Annotated in this window: 22 protein-coding genes and 3 pseudogenes; 19 read left to right on the top strand and 6 right to left on the bottom strand. The window is 35.9% G+C overall.

Annotated elements, in window-relative coordinates; genetic code table 11:
* Positions 1-19: 19 nt before the first annotated feature.
* The 5 genes and pseudogenes from AC1DIV_RS25055 to AC1DIV_RS25035 all read left to right on the top strand — a co-directional run bounded on the left by AC1DIV_RS25055 (position 20) and on the right by AC1DIV_RS25035 (position 3,717).
* Positions 20-418, top strand: a complete 399-nt coding sequence (locus tag AC1DIV_RS25055) for a hypothetical protein (RefSeq protein ID WP_057276238.1) — start codon at positions 20-22, stop codon at positions 416-418.
* 42 nt (positions 419-460) lie between these two features.
* Entirely contained in the window at positions 461-1,327 is an 867-nt protein-coding gene (locus AC1DIV_RS25050) for a class II fructose-bisphosphate aldolase (protein ID WP_057276237.1), read from the top strand.
* 115 nt (positions 1,328-1,442) lie between these two features.
* Positions 1,443-2,081 (top strand): P-loop nucleotide/nucleoside kinase family protein, encoded by a 639-nt coding sequence (locus AC1DIV_RS25045; RefSeq protein WP_340875859.1) that lies wholly within the window; start codon positions 1,443-1,445, stop codon positions 2,079-2,081.
* A 203-nt stretch (positions 2,082-2,284) separates the two neighbouring features.
* Positions 2,285-2,535 (top strand): annotated as a pseudogene (locus AC1DIV_RS25040) (HPr family phosphocarrier protein).
* Between the two features lie 135 nt (positions 2,536-2,670).
* Positions 2,671-3,717, top strand: a complete 1,047-nt coding sequence (locus AC1DIV_RS25035; RefSeq protein ID WP_340875860.1) for an RHS repeat domain-containing protein — start codon at positions 2,671-2,673, stop codon at positions 3,715-3,717.
* 347 nt (positions 3,718-4,064) lie between these two features.
* On the opposite strand, the gene AC1DIV_RS25030 is transcribed toward AC1DIV_RS25035, so the two are convergent.
* Positions 4,065-4,313: a hypothetical protein gene (locus AC1DIV_RS25030; protein ID WP_477577647.1), complete on the bottom strand. Its 249-nt coding sequence runs from the start codon at positions 4,311-4,313 to the stop codon at positions 4,065-4,067.
* Positions 4,314-4,507: 194 nt separating this feature from the next.
* Positions 4,508-4,594, bottom strand: a complete 87-nt coding sequence (locus AC1DIV_RS25025; protein WP_477577651.1) for a Fic family protein — start codon at positions 4,592-4,594, stop codon at positions 4,508-4,510.
* Positions 4,595-5,158: 564 nt separating this feature from the next.
* On the opposite strand from AC1DIV_RS25025, the gene AC1DIV_RS25020 reads away from it, so the two are divergent.
* The 3 genes from AC1DIV_RS25020 (at position 5,159) to AC1DIV_RS25010 (ending at position 10,682) form a co-directional block, all read left to right on the top strand.
* Positions 5,159-7,534, top strand: coding sequence for a M14 family zinc carboxypeptidase (locus tag AC1DIV_RS25020; protein ID WP_477577645.1), 2,376 nt, complete (start codon positions 5,159-5,161; stop codon positions 7,532-7,534).
* Between the two features lie 1,077 nt (positions 7,535-8,611).
* Positions 8,612-10,030 (top strand): processed acidic surface protein, encoded by a 1,419-nt coding sequence (locus AC1DIV_RS25015; RefSeq protein ID WP_340875863.1) that lies wholly within the window; start codon positions 8,612-8,614, stop codon positions 10,028-10,030.
* Position 10,031: 1 nt separating this feature from the next.
* A complete protein-coding gene (locus tag AC1DIV_RS25010) occupies positions 10,032-10,682 on the top strand; it encodes a class D sortase (RefSeq protein ID WP_340875864.1) in 651 nt (216 codons plus the stop codon).
* A 158-nt stretch (positions 10,683-10,840) separates the two neighbouring features.
* On the opposite strand, the gene AC1DIV_RS25005 is transcribed toward AC1DIV_RS25010, so the two are convergent.
* The gene (locus AC1DIV_RS25005; protein ID WP_340875865.1) at positions 10,841-11,248 is read right to left on the bottom strand and encodes a DoxX family protein; all 408 of its coding nucleotides are present in this window, start codon (positions 11,246-11,248) and stop codon (positions 10,841-10,843) included.
* A gap of 525 nt (positions 11,249-11,773) precedes the next feature.
* Positions 11,774-12,928 (bottom strand): transcriptional repressor XylR, encoded by a 1,155-nt coding sequence (gene xylR / locus AC1DIV_RS25000; protein ID WP_340878492.1) that lies wholly within the window; start codon positions 12,926-12,928, stop codon positions 11,774-11,776.
* 229 nt (positions 12,929-13,157) lie between these two features.
* Between xylR and xylA the strand changes: the two genes are divergently transcribed.
* From xylA to AC1DIV_RS24965, 7 genes are all read left to right on the top strand, one after another.
* The gene (gene xylA, locus AC1DIV_RS24995; protein WP_340875866.1) at positions 13,158-14,495 is read left to right on the top strand and encodes a xylose isomerase; all 1,338 of its coding nucleotides are present in this window, start codon (positions 13,158-13,160) and stop codon (positions 14,493-14,495) included.
* Between the two features lie 58 nt (positions 14,496-14,553).
* Positions 14,554-16,056 carry a xylulokinase gene (xylB, locus tag AC1DIV_RS24990; protein WP_340875867.1) on the top strand — a complete coding sequence of 501 codons (1,503 nt, stop codon included), beginning with the start codon at positions 14,554-14,556 and terminating at the stop codon, positions 16,054-16,056.
* A gap of 48 nt (positions 16,057-16,104) precedes the next feature.
* The gene (locus tag AC1DIV_RS24985; RefSeq protein WP_340875868.1) at positions 16,105-16,476 is read left to right on the top strand and encodes an aldose epimerase family protein; all 372 of its coding nucleotides are present in this window, start codon (positions 16,105-16,107) and stop codon (positions 16,474-16,476) included.
* Positions 16,477-16,478: 2 nt separating this feature from the next.
* The gene (locus AC1DIV_RS24980; RefSeq protein ID WP_340875869.1) at positions 16,479-16,931 is read left to right on the top strand and encodes an aldose epimerase family protein; all 453 of its coding nucleotides are present in this window, start codon (positions 16,479-16,481) and stop codon (positions 16,929-16,931) included.
* Between the two features lie 189 nt (positions 16,932-17,120).
* On the top strand, positions 17,121-18,542 hold the full coding sequence (xylE, locus tag AC1DIV_RS24975) for a D-xylose transporter XylE (protein ID WP_340875870.1): 1,422 nt from the start codon (positions 17,121-17,123) through the stop codon (positions 18,540-18,542).
* Positions 18,543-18,988: 446 nt separating this feature from the next.
* Positions 18,989-19,639, top strand: a complete 651-nt coding sequence (locus AC1DIV_RS24970; protein ID WP_340875871.1) for a uridine kinase family protein — start codon at positions 18,989-18,991, stop codon at positions 19,637-19,639.
* A 129-nt stretch (positions 19,640-19,768) separates the two neighbouring features.
* A complete protein-coding gene (locus AC1DIV_RS24965; protein WP_340875872.1) occupies positions 19,769-20,254 on the top strand; it encodes an HIT family protein in 486 nt (161 codons plus the stop codon).
* A 132-nt stretch (positions 20,255-20,386) separates the two neighbouring features.
* Here the strand turns inward: AC1DIV_RS24965 and AC1DIV_RS24960 are convergent, their stop codons facing one another.
* Entirely contained in the window at positions 20,387-20,830 is a 444-nt protein-coding gene (locus AC1DIV_RS24960) for an Rrf2 family transcriptional regulator (protein WP_340878493.1), read from the bottom strand.
* A 225-nt stretch (positions 20,831-21,055) separates the two neighbouring features.
* Between AC1DIV_RS24960 and AC1DIV_RS24955 the strand changes: the two genes are divergently transcribed.
* Complete coding sequence (locus AC1DIV_RS24955; RefSeq protein ID WP_241637633.1) at positions 21,056-21,919, top strand: SDR family oxidoreductase; 864 nt, start codon at positions 21,056-21,058, stop codon at positions 21,917-21,919.
* Positions 21,920-22,093: 174 nt separating this feature from the next.
* On the opposite strand, the pseudogene AC1DIV_RS24950 reads toward AC1DIV_RS24955, so the two are convergent.
* Positions 22,094-22,462: pseudogene (locus AC1DIV_RS24950) on the bottom strand (IS110 family transposase); the annotation flags it as partial.
* Positions 22,463-22,597: 135 nt separating this feature from the next.
* Between AC1DIV_RS24950 and AC1DIV_RS24945 the strand changes: the two are divergent.
* The 3 genes and pseudogenes from AC1DIV_RS24945 to AC1DIV_RS24935 all read left to right on the top strand — a co-directional run.
* Positions 22,598-23,176: a zinc-binding dehydrogenase gene (locus tag AC1DIV_RS24945; RefSeq protein WP_340875874.1), complete on the top strand. Its 579-nt coding sequence runs from the start codon at positions 22,598-22,600 to the stop codon at positions 23,174-23,176.
* A gap of 297 nt (positions 23,177-23,473) precedes the next feature.
* Positions 23,474-23,814: pseudogene (locus AC1DIV_RS24940) on the top strand (aldehyde dehydrogenase family protein); the annotation flags it as partial.
* Positions 23,815-24,624: 810 nt separating this feature from the next.
* Positions 24,625-24,747, top strand: a 123-nt coding sequence (locus tag AC1DIV_RS24935; RefSeq protein ID WP_477577649.1) for a propanediol/glycerol family dehydratase large subunit, incomplete at its 3' end; no start/stop codon positions are given.

The following is a 24,747-nucleotide window of genomic DNA, read 5'->3' as shown; positions in this document are numbered from 1 at the left end:
AGAAAAGGAGGCACAAGTAATGTTTGGATTTGGAAAGAAAAAACCTAAAGAACCGAAAAAAGAAACAACCGAAGAGGTATTGTTAACAGTTGAACGAAAAGAAGAGTTATTACGTACCATTTCCTTTAAAAAAGAAGAAGTAAATCAAGTAGCTGGAGAAAAACAAGCAAAAATTTATGAGGAGATTGGCTTAGCATTTAATGAACTTGGTGAAGAAGATCATGCTATTGATTCTTTAGAAAAAAGTATTCAGGCCAAAAAGTCATTAGGTAATGGTTACAAAACTTTATTAAAACTTTATAACAAGAAGCGTGCAGAAGCAGCAAAAGTGAATAATGAAGAATTATTACAGATATATCTAAAGAAAATGGATCAAATGATGCAAGTTTCTAAAGAGGTTACTCGTGGTGTTCGATAAGGAAGAAAATAAAAGATTAGTATAAAGGGAGAGTAATTGATCATGTATACAACATTAAAAGAAGTAACACGTAGGGCTGAAGAATTGAATTATACAGTTGGTTCATTTAATGCACATAATTTAGAGATGTTACCTGATATGATCCGTGCAGCAAAAGAGCAAGGAGCACCAATTATTATTCAAACAAGTATAGATACTGCGAAATACATTGGTCATGAAAATATTGTTGCTGTATGTAAAACGATGGCCACAAATGAAATGGTAGATGTGGTATTGCATTTAGACCATGCAAGGGATTTTGATGATATTAAAGAGGCAATCCATAAAGGATATACATCAGTGATGTTTGATGGTTCTCATTTACCATTCAAAGAGAACATTATGAAAACAAGAGCAGTAGTAGAATATGCACACAAATATGGTGTTTCAGTAGAGGGCGAACTAGGGACTATTGGCGGTACTGAAGAAGGGATTCATGTAGATGAGAATGATAAGGTTTATACTGACCCAAAAGATGCAGAAGAGTTTGTTAAAGCAACAGGGGTAGATGCTTTGGCCATTGCCATTGGTACTAATCATGGTCAATATAAATCTAAAACAGAAGTAAATCTACCACTATTAAAAGAAATCAACGCTGTAGTAGATGTACCTTTAGTTATTCATGGGGGTACAGGTGTTAATGAAATGGATGTACATGAATTAATTAATAACGGGATTCGTAAATTTAATGTAGGTACTGAGTTGTTAGTAACATGGACGAAAACAGCGAAAGAAACATTCGGAGAAACAAAAGTAACGAAATCATTACGACATAATATTATTCCATGTAATCAGGCAGTAAAAGAAATTGTCAAACATAAAATTGGAATCTTCATGAATAAAGAAGACCGAACCCTCCAAGTAAAATAATGACATAAAAAGTTCATTAGTCTTTTTCATAAGGGTTGGTGAAGATGTGGCTAATAAAGAGAGTACTAGGAATTCCTTGTACTCTTTCTTTATTCGTTAGATATGAGGTGGTAAGATGGATCAAGTCTTAATCTTATTAGCAGGTTTACCTGGAACAGGAAAAACCTACTTAAGTAATATCCTCAATAGTAAATTAGGGTCATTTTATAATCTTTCTCAGGATGACTTGAAAGAATATTATTGTGATATGTATGGTTATCGTAATCTAGAAGAAAAGCAGAAGATAGAAAAGATAGCATGGGCGAAGTACTTTGAAATAATGGAACAGCAAATGCAAGTAGGTAGCAATATTATGTCTGATTATCCTTTTAGTCAAAAACAAAAGCCTCATATTCAGCAATTAGTAGAAAGATATAGTTATGAGGTTGTTACTATTCGGTTAATTGCAGATTTAGATGTATTGTTTGAACGACAAAAAAAGCGAGATTTGGATCCGACAAGGCATTTGAGTCATATCGTAACTTCCTACAAAAAAGGGGATCAGTTAGCTGATAGAAGTATTGCAGATAACTTATTGAACTATGAGGAATTTATAAAAAGATGTACAACGAGAGGATATGACACGTTTGAATTAGGAACTTTATATGAAGTGGATGTATCAGATTTTACAAAAGTGAATTATTCTATGTTGTTGGAAGATATAAGACTGGGGTACATTAAAATGTACATTTCTGGAACTAGCAAAGAATTTTAAAATCCAAAACTTAGGGGCTTTTTAATCTCATTAATATTATTCTTCTCTTTGAGCATATAACCCTTGGTGCAGAATTTAAGGGCTTGAAGGATACGATTTTACTGTAGAGAATGTCCTGACAAAGTAAGAGAATTATCGAATTTCTTCACTTATAAAATAAAAGAGTTTTTTAAAGATGGAGGAATAAAAATGGTTGAAAAAATATATTCATAATTAGCGATTCTGGAATTCATGCAAGACCTGCGACCTTATTAGTTAATATGGTTAAGCCATTTTCTTCAGATGTGATCCTTGAGTATAAAGGAAAACAGGTAGACTTAAAATCAATTTTGGGTGTAATCTCGCTAGGAATCCCGCAGGGAGAAACAATTAAATAATTGTTCAAGGCGATGATGCAGAAGAAGCGCTGTCTAATATTGATGAAATGATGAAAATAGAAGGCCTAGGTGTATAAAATCAGTTTCAAATTCGATAATCTAATTCTCCCCTGAATGGAAAATGCGAATAATAAATTTAGCTAAATCAAAGGCATTCCTTTAATAAAAATATTTCTCTGGAGCAAATCGTAAATGGGTTTGCTCTTATTTAATTGAGCGATACAAAGTGGCACCCGGATACAAATTCTTATACGTATGATGCAGCGAATCAGCTTTCCTCTATTAACCGGACGACCATTACACATGATAAAAATGGGAATTTAACCAATGATGGAAAGCGGATATTAGTGTATGATGCGGAAGACCGGTTAGTAGAGGTCAAAGAAGGAACGACTACGGTTGCCAAATATCAGTATAATTCAGAAGGACTACGCATTAGCAAAACAACAGTATCTACAACTGTTAATTATACGTATGATGAGAATGCCAATGTTGTACTCGAAACAGATCAAAGTGGAGCAGTTCTTGCATCATATGTTTACGACAACGGGAACCGTCCACTAACGATGACGAAGTCCGGAAAAACCTATACATTCCATGCAAATGCACATGGAGATATTACTTCAGTAACAGATGCTGCAGGAACAGTAGTGGCATGTTTTGAATACGATGCATGGGGCAACCAGCTAAAGGAATCCGGTAATTTTACCTCACAGGTACCATTCCGTTATGCAGGATATCGATATGATTCTGAAACGAAGCTTTATTATTTACAACAGCGTTATTATAATTCTGAAATTGGAAGGTTTTTAACATTAGATCCCCAACTGGGAGAAAAAGAGAATCCAATTACTCAAAATAGTTATTCTTACGCAGTTAATAATCCAGTTATGTTGGTTGATCCTGATGGGGAAAGGGCATATGGGATGACATTAGTTTTAACTGGAAATAAAAGACACATGTACGCCCATAAAAAAGGAATGAAAGCATTAAAAAAATCATATACGAGTGATGGTTATAGTGGGTTTGTTGGAAGAGCTTCTGGTGGCGCATATGAGGCGACTAACGCTTACAGGAAGAATAAAAAGTCTGTAAAGAAAGCCAGAGGTAGGGTATTGAAGAAGAGTAAGCCAAGTAGATTAGCTTTCAAAGTAGCAAGAAGAGGGATCCTAGGACCTGCCGCCTGGGGTGGCGATATTTATACTTATGGTCGTGCTTACTATAAAGGAGCTAAAAGTTATAAAAAAAGAAAGCGATAAGGTGGTTTAATTGTCTAATATAGTGATTGGTGCAGTATTTATAATAATAACTATGGTTAAAACAATTAGAAATAAAGAATATATATGGTTAATATGCTTATTACCAGTGGTGTGTTTAATAGTTTTTTCCCTTACAGATATTCTAGACTTCATACCAAAATTGTTAAAGATGATTTCTTCTTATATTCTTTTCATACTGACTATCATTTATTGTGTTTTTTATAGTATGAGAAATCAAGTTGATTGAACTTTAGTTATAATCAGTTGTTTTATATTTATTACTAAAAATTATAGATAAATGTTTAGGTCTAGGTCTTAACTAATAGAAAAAGTAAATTTGTTAAAGTTTATAATTGGAAAACGTATAATTTTTTTGTGAAAGCAATGGGGTTATACGTTTTTTTTATTATCAGTAGAGGGAAAGGGAAAGAATCTATTTCACGACTACGTTCCTGTAATCTATGTGACAATATATAATCTTTAGAACCTTGGAAACAATATTGTTCATAAGTTGCTAGCATAACTTTGTCTACATCGGTCGAGCGTGACTGCTCCGGAGTATCAGCGGATAACATAAGTATCATTTTGTAATTCATTTGGAAAACTCCTCTTCTATTTAAATGAGAACACAAAAATAGCCACCTCCGATTGTTACCGGAAGTGACTATTCTTCTTGTTTATGCATATGAGCTTCAACCTAATACACCGCTTCTTTAAATGGCGGCCTCGTTTTATCGTTTGCTATGAGCATGATAAAACTAAAGACTTCTTCAACCGGAACGATTAAATCTTAGCCGTTCAAATCTAAGAAGGTGAGCACTGCTAAATAAGAAGTTCGTTTATTACCATCTTTAAAACAATGACCACGTTTTATCAATTTAGCGCATGGAAATTATTTGTAAATAATATTATGTTTCTGAAGTATGAAAAAAGGATAAAAAATTCAATTATTATTAACTGAAAATTCTTAATTCGCACAAAAATAAGTGTATAATATTAAAAACAGTTATCTAAGTTTGCGGGTTACTATTTCTTAATAAGGAGGCGATACTCTTAAACATGTATGGAAATTTAAAATATTAGTAGGGTGCAGAAAAGGAGAAATTTATTAGTCTAGAAAGGAATTTAATCAGCTACAGTAGCCAATGCGGGTTTAGGTATTGTGTTAATTAATTAATACATATTTTAATTGAATACAACACGAAATGACTCGCTAAAGGGCTGAACAAATCCTGTTGAAAGCGGTTTAATTTTATAACGTTGAACAAACCACATCGATAAAAATATTCTTTATAAAATTTGATAAGCTCCCCCAGCAAGTAACACTACATAAATTTGACCTTCCGAAACTAGTGCTGCAATAGGAGAGCGAATCCCAATAAAATAAACATTGAACGACTTGGTGGGATATATACAAAAAAATCATACTGGAGGTTTTAGGATGAAAAAGAAAAAAGCATTATCCGGCCTGATGGCTGTGAGTTTACTAACAGTAATACCGTGGAGTTCTGGACATGCTGAGAAACCTCAATGGACAAATGTGAATACATATGAGGAACAGGACGGAAGCAAGTTTAATAGCGAAAACTATGACTTTGTGAAATTTTCACAAATTGGTTCCAAATTAAAAGAGATTGAAAAACTTTCAAACCGTGTGAAAGTTGAAGTCCGTGGAACATCAGCTGATGGAAACCCACTCTATGTTGTCACGATTGCCGACCCAACAACACAAGGAAAGTTCGGAAAAGTGAAGGCACTTAGAAAGCAAATGTTTAAGAATCCAGGCAAAGCTCAAGAATGGGTTGCCAATAATCCTGACTTTAAAGTTCCAATCATGATTAATGGTTCTATTCATGGGACTGAATTTGTCGGAAGCGATGCAATCCTTCAATTAATTGAACGTTTTGCTACCCAAAATGATGAAACAACCAAAGACGTTTTAGAGAATAATATTCTTATTTTCAATGTCGTACAAAACCCTGATGGACGTATTGATGCCACCCGCTTTAATGGCGAAGGAATTGACATAAATCGTGACTTTATCACCCAATCGCAGCCAGAAACGAAAGAGATGGTTGAGCTCATTAAAGAATGGAACCCGATGGTGTTCCTTGATACTCATGGTTATGTGAAGAATTATCAGCCAAATCTGCAGGGGTTAATTGAGCCTTGTACGCCACCGCATAATCCTAATTACGAGTATGACTTATACGGAAAATGGGCCTATAAACAGGCAGAAGCGATGGAAGCGGAAATAATGAAGGATCATGAGAACTATTCAGGATCCTTGTATCAAAACATGAAAGGTACCTATATTCCGCTGCGCGATGACTCCGCTGGCTGGGATGATTACCCACCAATTTTCACACCAATGTATGCGATGTATCATGGTGCTTACGGTCATACATTAGAAGCTCCAACAAATGATTGGGACGGCGTACGATGGATGTATAATTCGATTATGGGAGCACTGAAATTTGCAACAGCCAACAAGCAATCCATGATTACTGATCAAATTGAAGTTTTTAAAAGAGGAATTAACTTTGACCATCCTTTTCATAAGGAAGGGTTATTTCCAAAAGCCTACATACTTCCACTAGACCCTAAGGATCCGACTGTTACGAATAAGGCTGTAAATCATTTGATCAATAATGATATTGAAGTTGTTCAAGCTGTGAATGCATTTGAAGCGGATGGAGTGTTATATCCAAAAGGAACTTATCTCGTTGAGATGGACCAGGCGAAAGCCGGATTAGCAAACACGATGCTCTGGGATGGGGAAGATATCACGAACGATACCCCAGCAATGTACGACATTTCCGCATGGAGCTTACCGGAGCTTTGGGGATTCGAGGCAGTAGCCACACAAAATCCTATTAAAGTCAATGCAACGAAAGTAAACCAGATTACAGGTCAAGGCAAGGTTTCAGGAAAAGGACCGTTTATGATTCCGAACAGCTCTGTCCAATCGGTAAATTTAGTAAATAGATTGCTTAAGCAAGGAATACCTATTGTACGTGATGCACAAGGTAACTTCTTTGCAAAAACAGTAGCTAATCAGGTATCAGCAGCGGTGAAAGAATCTGGGTTACAGGTTGGAACTGCTGATGTACCAGCAGATGCAGTGGCTATTACGTCTTTAAAAGTGGCTATATTAAAGGATGGAGGTATGGGTAAACAGAAATCACACGCAGGAACAAAGCTTGCTTTGAAAAGACTAGGTTTTGATGTGACAGAAGTTACGCCAGTCGAAGTGGCTAAAAATCCCCTTAACGGTTTTGATATTTTTGTCTATAGTGGAACGGAAAGTCTCATTTCTACTAACCTTTCCGAAGCTAATAAAGAATTTGGATTACAGAACGCCGGGCAACTTAATGCATTTAAAGACAATGTGACAAGCTTCTTAAATGAAGGAGGCAAATATATAGCTGTAGGTGCTGGTGCATCTAGAGCAACTAAAACACTCGGTCTTACAGACGACATCATTAATGTAGGAGGTTCCAACAGTAATGGTATCGTAAAAGTCGATTATGAGGGAACTGGTTTAACAGCAGGTTATGGAGAAAATGATATCGGATTTGTCTATCGTCCAACATGGTTCACGGATACTGGTAATGATGAAATTGTCGCGACCCTTGCAGATTCAGATAATTTCTTCGTAGCTGGTCACTGGCAAAATAACATAACCGCCAAGGGCCAAGCCGTAATCGTAAAAGAACAGAATAAAGATGTAACTCTTATTGGGTTAGAAGCAGGTTTCCGCGACCACCCGGATTACTTGTTCCGTCTTCTATCTAATGCAATTTTCGAAAAATAGTAGGATTAGCCAAAGCCGGATTCAGCAATGAATTCGGCTTTGGTAATTTAAAAAATGCTGAACGCTTGCTCTGAACTCATTACTTTTAAATCATCTGTTGCAAAATCCCTGAAGGACAATAAGTAGTTTTTTAGCCGATTAAAAATGGTGACTACTCTTATAATTCATAAGCTGGATATGGATTAACTAACCAGAAATCATTATAGATGAAGTTAAATGATTGGATTAGCGAACAAAATAATTAACTTGCAAAGGGGGCTGTCGTTCTCCTTTTATGTTTTAAACGACGTATCGGCCCTAGGAGGTTTGTACGGGTGAGTACACCTAGATAATTTCAAAGGAGTGAAAGATGGTAAACAATTTATCTTTGCGTGAAATATCTATATTCTTTATTTAATAAGGTAAAAGGAATTCAATAAAGGAAATAAAATAATAATAATGGATCAGGTAATACTGCTTAACTTCCTGATTCATTTTTTTATTTAAGTAGTCTTAGATATGATACGGGGACCTCATTAAATAAACACTCATTTTAAATCTCTCAAGCGGTTTAGTAGCAGTAGTTAATACCGGTGATTAATAATGATAAAAAACCTGTAGTTTTTTGTCTAGTTGTAGAAGAAGGAGCATTAAGCTGGATAGCTGTTTCCGACATACTCGACCCATTCCAGGGTCGAGTATGTCTTTTTTCGCTTTGTCTAAGCGTAAACTTTATAGGATATGAGGTCTGATACTTATAGACTGACTACTTTACTTGAAATTGATGTAGCCCGGTGGTGAATTTATATTCATTTTGCTTGAGCTAAGTTATGTTTCCCCTAAAATATTAATAATTCTTTTATCTGGAGTCACAGTAGCGGGAGTGCTTTAATCCCTCTTTTTGTATTCAATATATTAAATAGGAAGAAATACGGATAGATTTACGTAAACAAATGTAAATACTGTTAAAAAGTTTGTTTGCAAAGTAAGTAATATAGCAATTTTTCCTTATTGGAAAAAATAACTTCATTGTTAAATTATTGTTATTACCTTATAATTTTCTAGAAACATATGAAATGTTATGAATAGGAGAAAAGTATGAAAAAACTGTGGACCATTTTAGTTTCATTTACGTTGTTGATTAGCTTATTCCCGCAATTAGCATCGGCGGCACCAAGCAAGAATTTTGAGAAAGAACTTACAAAGTATTTAAAAGAGGTAAGCCTTGTCAGGGGTTTTGAAGTGACGAAGGATGATATTGAAACATCTCTTTCTTTTTACGATGAAAGTATTGAGAACTTTGAATCTATTGGTGATCTAAAAGAAGCCTTGGGCGAAGTTATTAAGGCTGATTTGAGTAATTTAGATGCCATTTATGAAGATTATAATCTAACTAAAGAGAGCCTAATTAATCTATTACACGAAAATGGCGAAGAACTAGACGATTATATCTTTATCTGGGACCTCGATGAAACTGTTTATTTCTATACAGAAGAGACAGAAGAGGGCGATTTTGAACGCGATCCGAACTTTGACAAAGAATTAGTCAATTATTTAGCCAAGGTTAGCAAGGAAAGAGGCTTCCAAGTAACACAAGAAGATATCGAAGCGTCATTGAAACCCTATGATTTTAGTACGGAAGAATTTGAATCTGTCGAAGAGCTTAGCGAATTCCTAGGTGACGTCATAAAGGCAGATCTAAGCAACTTAGATTATTTTAATGAGAATTATGGATTGGATAAACAAGCCTTGATTCAAATGTTAAAAGAAAATGGTGAAAATATTAACGATTATATATACATAGATAATCTTGAAGAAACTGTTTGGAACCTTACTGGCGGAGGGATTGATGGCGAAGTTGCCGAAGATCTTCTACCTATTTTCGAGCAGGAACTCGGTCTAACGGAAGAGGAACTACAGCGGCTTGAAGACCACTTGATGTCTTTGGAAGACCATCTTTCCAACCCAGAAACAGTCAAGCAACTTGAAGAATTGGGCAACCGCATGATGGCTTTCGAGGAATTTGATGTAGCAACCGAGCTTACAGCCGAACAGATTGCTGAAATGGCCTCAATCTATGAAGAATTACTTTCCATCTTTAAGCTTAATGTTTCCTATTCCCTTGTGAAAAGTGGCTCGGAATCACCTGTATCCCTTTTGGATTTAATGAAATTGGAAGAATTGAAGGGTGCTAACCTGAAAATATCGATATATAATACTGACGGGAAGTTCTTGGCTGATCTGTTAATAACAGGTGATATGGTCGATTCTGATAATCTTACTAATGCAGGCGGACAAATAAAGGAATCTGCGAAAGAGGTACAAAAGACCATTGAAAAGGCACCAGTTGCTAAACCAGTAAAACAAAAAATCAGTGGCCATACTAATTCAGAACATCAAACCGTAAAAGGGGCTAAACTGCCAAATACCGCTTCCAATTATTTGCCTAGTGCCCTTTTCGGACTATTTCTAGTCTTGTTCGGAAGCTTGATGTATCGAAAAATCAGGAAAGCTTAATATGAAACAATTAAAGAAAAAGCGGTTACTGCTGCTTTCTTGTACAATTGCCATCATTCTATTTGGGGTTTGGTTTTCAACATCCAATATGTATAAGTTTGCAAAAGGCTACTTTCTTTACAAGACTCATGCTCCAAGTAGCCAAGTAAATGAAACTGTACAGAAACCACCAAGTGATAAACCAACAATTGATAAAACAACAAGTAATAACACAACAAAGAAAGAGCTATATCCTGTCCGCCCTAAAACGGGTGAAGAAATCGGGGAGCTGTATATACCCAAACTAAAAACAAAACTCCCTATTTTCCATGGCACAAATGAGGATGAATTGGAAAAAGGCGTTGGTCACTTTGCAGGAAGTGTGTTACCTGGCGAAAATGACAATTCCGTACTTTCCGGTCATAGAGATACGGTATTCCGTAAACTCGGGCAAGTGGGCGAAGGAGATTTGTTGATAGTAAGAACATCGGCAGGAGAGTTCACATACAAAGTCAACAAAGTTCGAATTGTGGATGAGGATGATCGAACCGTAATCGTACCAAAGCCACGGGCAACGCTAACCGTCAGTACCTGTTACCCTTTCGATTATATTGGGTCAGCACCTGAACGCTATATCCTTGTCGCGTATTTAACTTCAAAAACAGTAAGTTAATCAAATGTACTAAAAAAAGCGTCCCAATAAGGAAACCTATTGGGACGCTTTTGATTTTATTTCTTATTAGAAAGAAAAGCGAAGATGATGTCACTTCCTCCACTTTTAAACCAATTAGAAAAAACACCTTTCACGGTGTTTTTTCATGGCCAATTTATTTATATTGTTAAACTATTCTTCTTGCTCGAAGTGCCCGATGAAGCGGATTTTAATATTTTATGATGGTAAATATAAGAGCCGGCTATCAATATATACCCGATAATGAAAATCAGCCATCCACTGGCAGGGTCGCCCACTGAAATGCTTGAATACATAGCCCCCGTCAAATCAAATACAAAACCGGCATAAGCCCATTCCTTGATTCTCGGAAAGCCTGGAATAAGTATTGCCACGACACCTAATAATTTGGCAATCCCAATAAAGGGCAGGAGGTAGGTAGGATAACCTAAATGATTAAATAAAGCGACTGCATCGGGAACAGACATTATATCCGGAATAGAACCCAAAACCATTAGTGCCACCAAAAGTCCTGTGAAAATCCAATATATAATTTTTGTTTTTTTCATTTATTCTCATTCCCTCCCTTAGATTGACATTTTAATCATATTCCACTTTTCTTTTTTTAATGCATTCTAAAAAATCTTAATCTTAAACAGTTGTGTCGCAATCCTTTAGGAATCAAGCTTGGCTGTAGGATAACTTGAGGAAAAGCGAGTTCGCCTTCAGGTATTTAGGGAAATATTCAGTTGACTTCAGAAATCCACTCCTTTTCCAATGCCAATAGCAGTGGTGCCACTTCTTATTCTCCGTTGAAGAATGAAAGAAATTATATTCCTCCTTAGGATATAGATGAGGAACTGTGTCTGGAGCCAAACCAAAAGAATCATTATTAATGATGAAAGAGAGTGGTATCCAAATGATGGATGTACAACAAATTGTTTTATCTAGAACCTAACTCATTTAATACGATTATCCTTTCTGGATGTAAGGGCGAAAATAAACAAGAGAGGTCTTACTCTAGGTAGAGAAAGACCTCTCTTGTTATGTTAGGAAAGATATTCAGACATCTATCATCTATACTCTGAAATAGATTAGCTTGTAGTAACATTTAAAAAATGTTCGATCACAATTGAAACAGCCCCTAATGCAGGTGCATTTCTTCCTAATGAAGAGGGCAATAGTTCACACATACTTTCCAAATGAGAATTTACCCTAGAAGAAACCTCATTCTTAATGGTATTTAACACTATCGGGTGAGATTCGATAATGTTATTCCTCAAAATAATAGCTTGTGCGTCAAATGTATTGAGAATATTTGTTAAGCCAATACTGACGTAGAAGCCAAAGTTCTGGAGTGCATTTAAGACGGCTACATCATTTTTATTTGCACGTTCAACAATTTCTTTTCGTGACATATTCTTTTCGTCATTAGAAAAATAATCCAGTAATGCTTTTTCTGATGCATATAATTCCCAGCATCCTCGGTTCCCGCAGCTGCATTTGGGACCGTTAAAATCTATCGTCATATGGCCCATTTCTCCAGAAAAGCCATTTACTCCTTTATATAATTCATTATTAATAATAATTCCGACTCCAATTCCAACGTTAATACTGATGTAAATGATGTTTTCATAGTTTTTAGTAACTCCAAACACTTTCTCACCGCATGCGCCTGCATTAGCTTCATTTTCAACAAAAACTGGTACATTGAACTCGCTTTCAATTAAGAGTTGCAAATCTTCAATATACCATTCCAAGTTGGGCATGAAAATAATTTTTTGATTGCTATCTACAAGACCTGGTACACAAATACCTATTCCCACCAAACCGTAAGGAGAGTCGGGCAAATGAATGATAAAGTCATGTATAAGTGCAAACAGAATTTCTTTCACTTCACCAGCTGAAGGGCTAGACAAGTCAGAAGCCTTCTCAAGGATAATGTTGCCTTCTAAATCGGTTAGAATTCCATTAAGGTAATCAACACCTATATCGATACCTATTGAATAGCCTGCATTTTTATTAAAAACAAGCATCACAGGTCTTCTGCCGCCACTAGATTGTCCTGCTCCAATTTCAAAAATAAGATTTTTTTCAATTAATTCATTTACTTGGGAAGAAACAGTGGATTTATTTAACCCTGTAATCTCAGAAAGGGCTGCCCTTGAGATTGGTGAGTTTTTTAAAATTTCATTTAAAATCAACTTTTGATTCATTTTCTTTACTAATGCTTGATCTGCTATCGGAATGATAATCGCTCCTTTGTTTTACCATTGGACTAAGTGTTTTTTTGTTTAACAAAAATATAGTATGGAAATAGTATATTTCATATTATAACGTTAATTTTTAAAAAAAAACATTGAAATAACTAATTATTTTGTATATCATGAAATAAAGTTAGTTTATTGACACAACAAACTTTCTCGTTTCATATTTCTGAAGAAAGTTTTTCACTTTAATTAAAGGGGGAAGTAACACATGATTCAAACTGATACTAATAAAATTAATTATTTTGAAAGCGTAAACAAAGTCTCATATGAGGGAAAAGATTCTAAAAATCCTTTAGCTTTTAAATACTATAACCCAGAAGAAGTAGTAGGCGGTAAAACAATGAAGGAACAACTACGATTCTCAGTTGCTTACTGGCATACATTTACAGCTGATGGGACAGATCCTTTTGGTGCAGCTACGATGCAAAGATCATGGAATAAATATGATGGAATGGACTTAGCAAAAGCTAGAGTAGAGGCAGCTTTTCAACTTTTCGAAAAATTAGGGGTTCCTTTCTTTGCGTTTCATGACCGAGACATCGCACCTGAAGGAAACACATTGAAAGAAACGAATGAAAATCTTGAAGTAATCGTTAGCATGATTAAAGAATATATGAAAACAAGTAACGTAAAGTTATTGTGGAACACAGCTAATATGTTTACAAATCCTCGCTTCGTTCATGGTGCAGCAACTTCTTGTAATGCAGATGTATTTGCTTATGCAGCAGCCCAAGTAAAGAAAGGACTCGAAACGGCAAAAGAATTAGGAGCAGAAAACTATGTGTTCTGGGGCGGCCGTGAAGGCTATGAAACACTGCTCAATACAAATTTAAAGTTAGAGTTAGATAACTTGGCTAGATTTATGCATATGGCTGTAGATTATGCTAAGGAAATTGGATTTAAAGGTCAATTCTTAATTGAGCCAAAACCAAAGGAACCAACAACGCATCAGTATGACACCGATGCAGCTACGACCATTTCGTTCCTAAGACAATACGGATTAGATAACCATTTTAAATTAAACCTTGAAGCTAACCATGCTACTTTAGCTGGGCATACGTTTGAACATGAATTACGCGTAGCCAGAGTTCAAGGCTTCTTGGGATCAGTGGATGCAAACCAAGGTGATCCTCTTTTAGGATGGGATACCGATGAGTTCCCAACAGATCTATATTCTACAACTTTAGCAATGTATGAGGTCCTACAAAATGGAGGATTAGGTAGTGGAGGGTTAAATTTTGATGCAAAAGTGCGCAGAGGTTCCTTTGAACAAGAAGATTTAGTATATGCTCATGTGGCAGGAATGGATGCGTTCGCTAGAGGTTTAAAAGTGGCTCATAAATTATTGGAAGATCGTGTTTTTGAAAACATCATTGATGAACGCTACAGCAGTTTCAAAAAAGGAATTGGTCTTGAGATTGTTGAAGGAAGAGCCAACTTCCAAACACTTGAGCAGTATGCATTGAATAATCCAAACATTACGAATAATTCAGGAAGACAGGAACGATTAAAAGCCACCTTAAATCAATATATTTTAGAAGTTTAACGGATAAAAGAGAGTAGAAATAAATTCTGCTCTCTTTTATAAAAGTGGAGGAATCAAGATGAAATATATTATAGGAATTGATCTAGGAACGAGCGCTGTCAAAACTGTTTTAGTTAATACAAAAGGTGAGATCTGTGCAGAAGCTTCTAAAAATTACCCTCTTCTGCATGAAAAAACAGGATATAGTGAACAAAATCCAGAGGAGTGGATTCAGCAGACTGCTAGTGCTTTAAATGAGCTAATCTCCAAATCCGGTGTAAGACCAGAAGATATAGATGGAATAAGTTATTCTGGGCAAATGCACGGTCTCGTACTGTTGGATAAGAATCATAATCTCTTACGTCATGCTATTTTATGGAACGATACAAGGACGACAGCACAGTGTCATCAGCTATATGAAATGATTGGGGAGAAACGTCTTTTAGAAATAACAAAAAATCAAGCTTTGGAAGGATTTACACTACCTAAGCTGCTATGGGTTAAAGAGCATGAACCGGAGATATTTGATCAAGCAGCTGTATTTATGCTGCCTAAAGACTATTTACGCTTCAAAATGACAGGCTTAATTCATAGTGAATATTCAGATGCTGCCGGTACATTATTGTTGAACGTGGGTGAGAAAAAATGGAGCGAAGAGCTTTGTCAATTAGTGGGCATTGATATCAGCATTTGCCCATCGCTAGTGGAATCCAGTGAATGTGTCGGAACAATTAATGAAGAATTCTCTCAAAAAACAGGGCTAACATTATCGACTAAGGTATTTGCGGGTGGAGCTGATAATGCTTGTGGAGCAATTGGAGCTGGTATTCTATCATCAGGAGAAACGTTATGCAGCATCGGGACATCTGGTGTCGTACTTTCTTATGAGGAGCGAAATGATAGGGACTTTGCTGGGAAAGTGCATTATTTCAATCATGGAAAAGAAAATGCTTTTTATACGATGGGAGTTACATTATCTGCTGGCCATAGTTTAAGTTGGTTTAGAGATAATTTTGCTGAAAATGAGTCATTTGAAGAACTACTGGCTGATATAAACAATGTTCCAATTGGTTCAAATGGGCTTCTATTTACTCCATACTTAGTTGGGGAACGAACACCACATGCAGATGCTACTATACGTGGAAGCTTTATAGGAATGGATGCTTCTCATAAAAAGAGGGATTTTACAAGGGCAGTCATTGAAGGAATTACCTTCTCATTAAATGAATCAATAGAAATTATTCGAGAAAATGGAAAAGAAATTACGTCTATTGTATCAATTGGCGGGGGAGCAAAAAACGATAGTTGGCTTCAGATTCAAGCAGACGTTTTTAACACGAAAATTATAAAACTATCTACTGAGCAAGGACCGGCGCTAGGGGCAGCCATGTTAGCCGCTTATGGATGTGGGTGGTACAACTCATTAGAAGAATGCGCAGATTTATTCATATCTACTTCAAAAACATATCAACCTAAATTAGAAAATGTTTCAGTGTATAAACAACTTTATGCTTTATATAAAGAGGTATATTACCAAACAAAAGACTTAAGCAAAAGGCTGAATCAATTTAGCAGAAAGTAACTGGTTGCATTTGAATCATGCATCCCTTTCCTCGAAAAGGAGAGTAATATGAAAATAGAAGAGGGAATTTTCGGTGAAATAAATAGAGAATTGGTAAAGGGGCTTACATACCACCTCGCTGAGAATGAAGGGAGAACTCATTTACACGGTGGTCCTGAGGGATTCCATAACGTAATCTGGAAATCCTCTACTAGTGAGAGTGTAGATGAGGCTAGTGTGACATTTACTTATATGAGTCCAGATGGAGAAGCTGGTTATCCTGGAAATCTTGAGGTAAGCGTCGTTTACACTCTCACTGATAATAATGATCTTATAATAACCTATCATGGTATTTCAGATAAAAATACGTTATTAAATTTAACCAATCATACTTACTTTAATCTGAGTGGCAATAAGAAGATATCTTACAGCATGAATTAACTATGAAAAGTGATAAGTTTTTAGAGCTTGATCGGTCCTTACTGCCAACAGGTAATTTAATAGACGTTGAACATACACCTTTTGATTTTAGAGCGGGAAAGCGAATTATTGAAGGAGTAAAATCCAAACATCAACAAAATGAAATAGTTGGAAATGGGTATGACCATCCATTCTTATTAAGTGAAAATCATCAAAAGGAAATTTGTTTGGTTAATCCTTCTAACGGACGGAAAATGATAGTGGAAACAAATGAGCCATATGTTGTTTTATATACGGGAAATATGTTAGAAGATACTTTTCTAATTAGAGGAATTCCTTGTCAAAAACACCTTGACTTATGTTTCGAAACTCAACATCCGCCAAATGCCATTCATAATCAGCAATTACCTTCTATTTTATTAGAAAAAAATAAAGAGTATCATTCTAAAACTCGTTTTACGTTTACCGTCGAGTAAAAACCTTTGGTATTCAATGGTCTAATGTTGTTTTAGTGAAATGAAAATTTACAATGGAAGGGAGGATAAAAGCAGTTAGTAGAATGAGTGAGGGAAGAAGTCCTTCTTGTTCATTAATTTTGAAAGCGCAACCAAAAGTATGCGCTTTAATATTAAATAGACTTCATTCATAACTGTTTTTAGTAAAACATGAAGCAAAAACGAAACTCATTATATATCTTTTCGATTACATTAGTCGCCGCAATTGGAGGATTACTGTTTGGTTATGATACAGCTGTAATTTCTGGAGCAGAAGAATCTTTAAAGGTTTATTTAATCGATAGCTTAGGGTTAGGACCTTTGGCACATGGCGTCACCGTATCAAGTGCTTTAATAGGGTGTATTATCGGAGGATTAATTTCCGGCTATTTTGGATCAAGATTAGGACGTAAAAAATCACTTATACTTGCAGCGATTCTTTTTATAGTATCAGCATTAGGTGCTTCTTATCCCGAATTTTTATTTTTTACAAAAGGTGAACCAACACTTTCTTTATTACTAGCTTTTAACTTTTATCGAATTATAGGGGGGATTGGTGTTGGATTAGCGTCTGCCATTTGTCCAATCTATATAGGAGAAATTGCTCCGGCTGATATTCGCGGCAGATTGGTATCATTTAATCAGTTTATGATTATTTTTGGTATGTTAGTCGTTTACTTTGTAAACTGGGGTATTGCAAATGGTGAAACGTTGGAATGGATAAATGATGTAGGATGGAGATACATGTTTGCTTCAGGAGCGATACCAGCTTTAATCTTTGCTGTACTTTTGTTATTAGTTCCAGAAACACCTCGCTATTTGGCAATACAGAATCAAGATCAAAAAGCTTTAGCTATACTTACAAGAATCAATGGATCTTCAGAAGCGAAAGCGATTTTGAGTGATATTAAAAAAACGACCACTATCAATATTTCTTCCGAAAAATTATTCGCTTATGGAAAATTAGTTATTATTGTAGGTGTACTGCTTTCAGTATTTCAACAATTTGTAGGTATAAATGTAGCCTTATACTACGCACCGCGTATCTTTGAAAGCATGGGAGCAGCTAAAGATTCTTCTATGCTGCAAACCATTATTATGGGATTAGTAAATGTTATCTTTACAGTTATCGCGATTTTAACAGTTGATCGATGGGGAAGAAAACCATTATTAATAGTAGGTTCTATTGGAATGGCAATTGGTATGTTTGGTGTAGCAAGCATGGCCTTTTCTAATATAATTGGAATAGGGACGCTTGTATTTATCGTTATTTATACAGCTTCATTTATGATGTCGTGGGGTCCGATCTGCTGGGTGCTAATTTCAGAGATTTTCCCTAATAAAATTCGAGGTCGGGCTGTAGCTATTGCTGTAGCTGCCCAATGGGCGGCTAACTATTTTATTTCTTCTACATATCCTATGATGATGGAATATAGTGGGGGACTAACATACGGTTTCTATGGTTCAATGAGCGTGCTTTCTGCCTTATTTGTTTGGAAAATGGTTCCTGAAACCAAAGGCAAGACTCTTGAACAGATGGAGAATATATGGAGAAGAAATGTTAAAAGTTCAGATGATAGTCAAATTATTTAAATAGTAAAATTCACTTAAACTGGACACAAAATATAATATAAAAGGATTCTTATTGTTGGGATAATAAGTATTGTTATTTCAGGGTTTTTATCGGAGCATGGACAGGTGGACAACAACAAAGAGCAAATTTTCATTCAGAAAAACAAAAAGTCTGATCTTTAGGACGAAAATAGCATTAATCCCAGGTCTCAAAGCTGTAATTCTGTTTGGGTCTTTGTAAAATAATACTTTGCTCTTCAACTAATGGATCTCTTACTTTAAAAAGGAAGGTTGCTGAGGCAGCCTTTTTCTTATGGTACTAACGGGGAAGGATAGTTGAAGTGTACTGTTGGATCTTTATTCAACAATTGGCCATATTCTGGAGTAAGAAAGGAAATCAGATGCTTCATCTGGAATTTGTAAGTTATGCCTGAAAAGAGCATTATTTTAGTAAAAGGGGGAGAGGGGTGGATAAGTTATTACAAGAAATCATAAATTGGGTAAGAATGACTGCTGAACAGATTGTTATTGGCATTTCAGGACATGGTGCTGCTGGAAAAACGACGTTTGCCAATAGGCTCGCAATCCTACTAAATCAAAATGAAGTGAATTATATTAATGCAGATCCATATATTGTTAGTTCGAACATACGAAAACATGCAGTTATCGACTATACATATCAAAACGAAAATCATCGTTATAAAATGACGGCTTGCCATCCATCAGCTCATCATTTGCATTCTTTAGAAAGAGATATTCAGATGGTTAGAGATGGTTTAGATTTATATACAATAGATACGCATTATATGAAAAGTGAGTTAATTTCTTCGAAAAACAAAGTAACGATTGTAGAAGGAATGAGTGTCGCATTTATTAATCCAGATTTATTTGATTTAAAAATTTACTTCTATACAGATAGTGAAACGGAATTAATTAGAAGGTCGAGCCGTGATATTGTTGAGAGAGGAACCAATTATTTAAGGCAGTCTCATGAAGAACGTCGGATTCAGTACGAAGTATTTATGCATCCATACAGTCAGCGTTTTGATATTATTATCAAAACTTTTGATGAAGCAATATGTCTAGAAAAAAATACATTTGAATTTAAATGCAAATAATCAACTATTTGTTGTGTTTAAACGGGTGCGTTAGCTGAAGATCGGAGTAATGGAACTATCGGGGCAGGATAAGGGTTTGTTTATTTTTATATTTTTAAGAGAGATAATATTTTGTTTTTGGAGGGAATTATGAGGGAAATTACTTTGTCTAATGGAAAAACAGTTGAAGTCGAATGTTTAAGTTGTGCTTTAACAAGTGGGGAAATAGAGCCGGATGGTTGTGTAATAGTCGAAACTGAATATTTTCATGCTCACCAAGACGTTGCATATCCCATTAAAGGTTTAGTAATTTTAGCCTCAAAACGCCATATTAAGTGCTTGGACGAATTAAATGACTTAGAAAAGGTTGATTACATAAACTTATTATCTAAGATTAGAAAGGCTCAAAGGGAAGTATTAGGGATAGAACATGTTTATTACTTTTATAATGAAGATACTACTCACCATTTTCATACTTGGATGGTTCCTCGATATGAATGGATGTACGATTTTGGACGTTCTGTGGAATCTGTTAGACCAGTTTTGCTCCATGCAAGAAACAAATTGAATAATGATGAAAATGTAAAAAGTGTAATGGATGGAATTAAGGCTTTAAAAAAAGAACTATACACTTAATCCTTCCTTGTCCCACTAACAGTTGCTTTGGCAGCTCTTTTTCTTATGCAACAATCGGTGCAGGGCAGGTTAAAGAAGGGATTTGGACTACGAATAAAAGACATTCTGTTTTCAAGAATGTCTTTTATTAATTTAGTATTGTATTTTAAGCTTTTCTTTTTCAACAATATCCTTAGCAATATCTTCGATGGTTACATTTTCCAGTGCCTTTTCCATAGCAATTTGAGCCGCTGACAACACAGGAGTGATCGAATCTTGAATGTTCCTGCCCACAAGGCAATCAGGGTGCGGATTTTGATGCATACTAAACAATTCTTTTTCCTGCACAACATCGACCGCCTTATAAACGTTAAGTAATGTTATATAAGAAGGTTCCTTGGCTAGTTTTGCCCCTGCAATACCAGGTTGTACTTCAATTAACCCTGCCTTTTTTAACATACCCATAATTTTTCTTATCAAGGTTGGGTTCGTGTTTACGCTCCCCGCTAAGAACTCCGATGAGCTTATTCCCTCTTTATTTAATTCAATAAGAGCTAATATATGAACACCAACGGTAAATCGGCTGCTGATGGACATATCATTCACCTACCTTTTACTTCATCGCAAAGTTTATTACACGGATAATCATGTATTTAATTTGATTACAACGTATTATACCTTAAAATTTGAAGAAAATATAAAAGGTTTATAAATTGGTTGACAAGACAAATGCATGTATCTATTATAAATACATGTATTAGATATAGATACAGGTTAATGGATGTTTAATTTGAATATAAAAAATTATTGGAGGAATCCCAAATGAAAATATTAGTAACAGGAGCAACAGGAAAGTTGGGAACGAAAGTTGTAGAAACCTTATTGAAAACTGTACCAGCTAATCAACTGGCTGTAAGTGTGCGAAATCCAGAGAAAGCTGAAGAATTAAGAACTCGCGGAGTAGACGTACGTCAAGGAGATTTTGATCGTCCAGAAACATTGGATACAGCTTTTGCAGGAATTGATCGCTTGTTAATTATTTCTGCGGATGGAGACAACGAAACAAGGATACGTCAGCATTCAAATGCGGTAGTTGCGGCAGAGCGTGCTGGAGTTAAATTTATTGCTTATACTAGCTTGGCCAATGCAAAGGAAAGTAAAAATTTTCTTGCTCCAACGCATCAGGCAACAGAAGAATCCATTCTGAAAACAGGCATTCCATACTCCTTCTTACGCAACAACTGGTATTTGGAGAATGAAATTTCAAGTATTCAAGGTGTTCAAGCAGGAGCTCCTTGGGTGACATCAGCAGGAAATGGCAAGGTAGGATGGGCACTACAACAAGATTATGCAGAAGCTGCGGCATCGGTACTATCTGGTAACGGACATGAAAATACAATCTATGAGCTTTCAGGCAAGTTATTGACTCAGGAAGAACTTGCATCTGCAGTTGGTAATGTATTGGGTAAAGAAGTACCTGTTCAACAGGTTGATGATGCTACTTATGCTGATATTATGAAAAATGTTGGCTTACCTGATTTCCTTATTCCTATGCTCGTTGATATCCAAAAAGGCGTTCGAGAAGGCACCCTTGAAGTAGAAAGCAATGATTTCGAAAAACTTCTTGGACGGTCAGCTACACCAATTAGTGAGGGCTTAACTCAAATCATTAAAGGTATCTCTTAAACAGCATAATTGAACTTAGTTTAAATTAGAAAGGTCGGTCGGTTTTAAATATAAGAATCATGCAACGCCAATAAGAGATTACTTGTATTCAATATGTAAAATGTTCATGGGGAAGGTTGCTAAGGCAGCCTTTTTCTTATAGAGCTAAAGGGGCAGAATAGTTGAAGACGGATAGGGAAAGACAACATCCACCCAGCGATTAATTTGGTTGATGGAGCTAACAAGACGCTTAACGATCACATCTCGGTTAGCCATAAGGACACGAAGTTTTTCAAATGATCTGAAGTGGAACGAATGAAGGCATAGTAGCCATTCTTTACCATATCAGCGATGACAAGGGCATCTTTTTTATCACTTTTGGATTGCGTATTATCACGATTTTCTTTGTTTCTTTTGACATTAAGGATTGACCGTAACGACATCCATGTTTTGTTTGACTAGCCACTTTGAGAGGTTCATCCAATAATGACCGGTAGGTTCCATTCCGACTATCGTGGTGTCTAGGTTTTTCATGTGTTTTAGTTCCTTGATCCAGTTTAGTATCTAGTAAAACTATGCTAGAGTCCCTGGAGATTGGATTGTTCCTATGCCGGTCAACTTATCCTTAAAAGATGCATGGTTTTTGGAACAGCAGGGTTTACGGCTGACCTTTCTATCATAGCTTTAGAGGAGAAAGGTATGGATATAATTAAAAATCCTAGGATTCTAGTCACTGGTTCAACTGGTGGAGTAGGTAGTATTGCTTTACAAATTTTATCTAAAATTGGTTACAAAAATATTGCTGCATTAGTTCGAAAAGAACACCAAATAGAGGTAGCTATATCTTTAGGAGCTACCGATGTCATTTTTGTAAATGAATTAGGAGTGCAAAATAAACCATTATATAAGCAAAAGTTTGACTTTGTCCTAGATACTGTTGGTGGGGAAATTGCTTCTGTATTAATTCCTCAAATTTCTTATGGTGGATGTATGAGTATGTGTGGGAATGCAGGTGGTATAAAACTAACATCAACAGTATTGCCGTTTATACTTAGAGGAATTAACCTTTTGGGAATTGCTTCTGTAAATGTACCAATAAAAGATCGTGGTTATATTTGGGAGAAAATAGTGAATGAATGGAATATTTCTCAAACTACTCTAATAAGTGAAATTTCACTTGAAGAATTACCTCAAACGATTGAAGCGATTAAAAATGGTCACCATTTGGGAAGAACAATTATTAAATATTTAAAACATTTAACCTTTTTCAAGAAGTAAACAACGCTTATCTTAGTTAGCTGAAGATCAGAGCTGTCTTTAAGGCAGCTTTTTCTTATGGAACCATCGGGGCAGCTAGTTGAAGAGTACATAAGGAGTTATTCAACAATTGGCCAGATTGCGAAGGAAGAATTGCGCTGACTTACAAAAGGTAAATTAGTAAGGATAAATAGTGGTGAACCGAAAAGAAGGCGCTTTTAAGTGAAACTATTATTTGGAATTTAATGCATAAGCCCCTTTAGTTTAAGTAGAAACCTTCAAAGTCTCAATGGACGGGATCATGGTCCCAAGCACCGTACGTCCTACCCTGATGTAAACCATTCGATGGCTATTGCCAAAGAAGAGATCTTCGGCCCTGTTGTAGCGGCAATGCCGTTTGATGATTTAAATGATTTGATTGTAAAAGTAAATGATTCCGATTTCGGTTTAGCGTCTGGAATTTGGACACAGGATATTAAGAAAGCTCACTACCTCGCACAACGGATTTAAGTGGGTACAGAATGGGTCAACTGCTATAATGCATTTATGCAGCAAGTCCATATGGCGGCTACACGCAATCTGGTATTGATCGTGAAATGGGAAGTAACGTATTAGTTAACTATACAGAAGTGAAGAGTGTCTGGGTGAACATGGACTAAGTCCTCCAACTCTTCCATTTTATATAAAATCATTTTAGTAAGAGGTGAGACGTGTACGGAACGTGTGACAACGTTTATACATGTCTTTTTTTGTAGCAGACTAACAAACCACTTTAACCTCTTATATTTAACCAAATGGCATAAGGGAGACACCTTCTTTTTTAAAGTGGTCCATATACACATGTCTAGTTAGGTACTAATAAAATTCCTTGATTTAAAAAGTAGAAAAAGTGCTAGGACATGTAAGTTATGTCTAGGGACATTTAAAATTCAGAAAATTATAATAAGTTTATCGAATTAAAAAAGAGGAGGTTATAGTCAAAAGAAAATATTCAACCTATTACGTTAGCAGAACGTAGGCTCCTTGCCAGCTAGTTGAGCAACAAACTTCCAATGGAAGGAAACTAGGATACGCCCCATCGCTTCATGGAGGTGGCTTTTAAAAAATGGAAAGAAGGTGTATCCCATAAAAGCATGAAAAGGGGTATTAATCGCCGAGTTTATTGGCTGCTTTATTCTGATTTTCTTTGGTGCTGGCTGTGTCGCTGCTCTTGTCTTAAATGATGCCCAATACACGATTTAGGGTTTAGCCATCATTTGGGGAATAGCGGTGAGTTTGGCTCTATATTTAACCTCAGCGATTATAGGGGGAGGACTGTATCACTCTCTCATTGGAAAGTATCTACCTTCTAAAGACACTGYSTCTCTGAAAATAGTAAGCACTCAGGAAGAAATTRCTGCTTCTAYGGAAACACACATCTTAAAAAATTATCTAACCAAATAMTGATAGAAAGAGGGATATTTCTTATGCTGCGTTCAAAACGATTTGAGATTTTAGAAGAAAGACCCGTGAATAAAGATGGATTTGTCAAAGAATGGCCAGAAATGGGATTTGTTGCAATGACAGGTCCTAATGATCCAAAGCCTTCTATC

The sequence above is a fragment of the Peribacillus sp. 05N428 genome, assembly GCF_056397085.1.
This window is presented reverse-complemented; position numbering and strand designations above follow the sequence as displayed.

Bases quoted from the DNA above. Each gene is read 5' to 3' on its own strand.
- AC1DIV_RS25015 (WP_340875863.1), top strand. From the start codon at position 8,612: ATGAAAAAACTGTGGACCATTTTAGTTTCATTTACGTTGTTGATTAGC.
- AC1DIV_RS25010 (WP_340875864.1), top strand. From the start codon at position 10,032: ATGAAACAATTAAAGAAAAAGCGGTTACTGCTGCTTTCTTGTACAATT.
- AC1DIV_RS24985 (WP_340875868.1), top strand. From the start codon at position 16,105: ATGAAAATAGAAGAGGGAATTTTCGGTGAAATAAATAGAGAATTGGTA.
- AC1DIV_RS25030 (WP_477577647.1), bottom strand. From the start codon at position 4,313: ATGAATTACAAAATGATACTTATGTTATCCGCTGATACTCCGGAGCAG.
- xylA (WP_340875866.1), top strand. From the start codon at position 13,158: ATGATTCAAACTGATACTAATAAAATTAATTATTTTGAAAGCGTAAAC.
- AC1DIV_RS25005 (WP_340875865.1), bottom strand. From the start codon at position 11,248: ATGAAAAAAACAAAAATTATATATTGGATTTTCACAGGACTTTTGGTG.
- AC1DIV_RS25050 (WP_057276237.1), top strand. From the start codon at position 461: ATGTATACAACATTAAAAGAAGTAACACGTAGGGCTGAAGAATTGAAT.
- AC1DIV_RS24955 (WP_241637633.1), top strand. From the start codon at position 21,056: ATGAAAATATTAGTAACAGGAGCAACAGGAAAGTTGGGAACGAAAGTT.
- AC1DIV_RS24945 (WP_340875874.1), top strand. From the start codon at position 22,598: ATGGATATAATTAAAAATCCTAGGATTCTAGTCACTGGTTCAACTGGT.
- AC1DIV_RS25045 (WP_340875859.1), top strand. From the start codon at position 1,443: ATGGATCAAGTCTTAATCTTATTAGCAGGTTTACCTGGAACAGGAAAA.
- xylE (WP_340875870.1), top strand. From the start codon at position 17,121: ATGAAGCAAAAACGAAACTCATTATATATCTTTTCGATTACATTAGTC.
- AC1DIV_RS25055 (WP_057276238.1), top strand. From the start codon at position 20: ATGTTTGGATTTGGAAAGAAAAAACCTAAAGAACCGAAAAAAGAAACA.
- AC1DIV_RS25020 (WP_477577645.1), top strand. From the start codon at position 5,159: ATGAAAAAGAAAAAAGCATTATCCGGCCTGATGGCTGTGAGTTTACTA.
- AC1DIV_RS24965 (WP_340875872.1), top strand. From the start codon at position 19,769: ATGAGGGAAATTACTTTGTCTAATGGAAAAACAGTTGAAGTCGAATGT.
- AC1DIV_RS24960 (WP_340878493.1), bottom strand. From the start codon at position 20,830: ATGTCCATCAGCAGCCGATTTACCGTTGGTGTTCATATATTAGCTCTT.
- xylB (WP_340875867.1), top strand. From the start codon at position 14,554: ATGAAATATATTATAGGAATTGATCTAGGAACGAGCGCTGTCAAAACT.
- AC1DIV_RS24980 (WP_340875869.1), top strand. From the start codon at position 16,479: ATGAAAAGTGATAAGTTTTTAGAGCTTGATCGGTCCTTACTGCCAACA.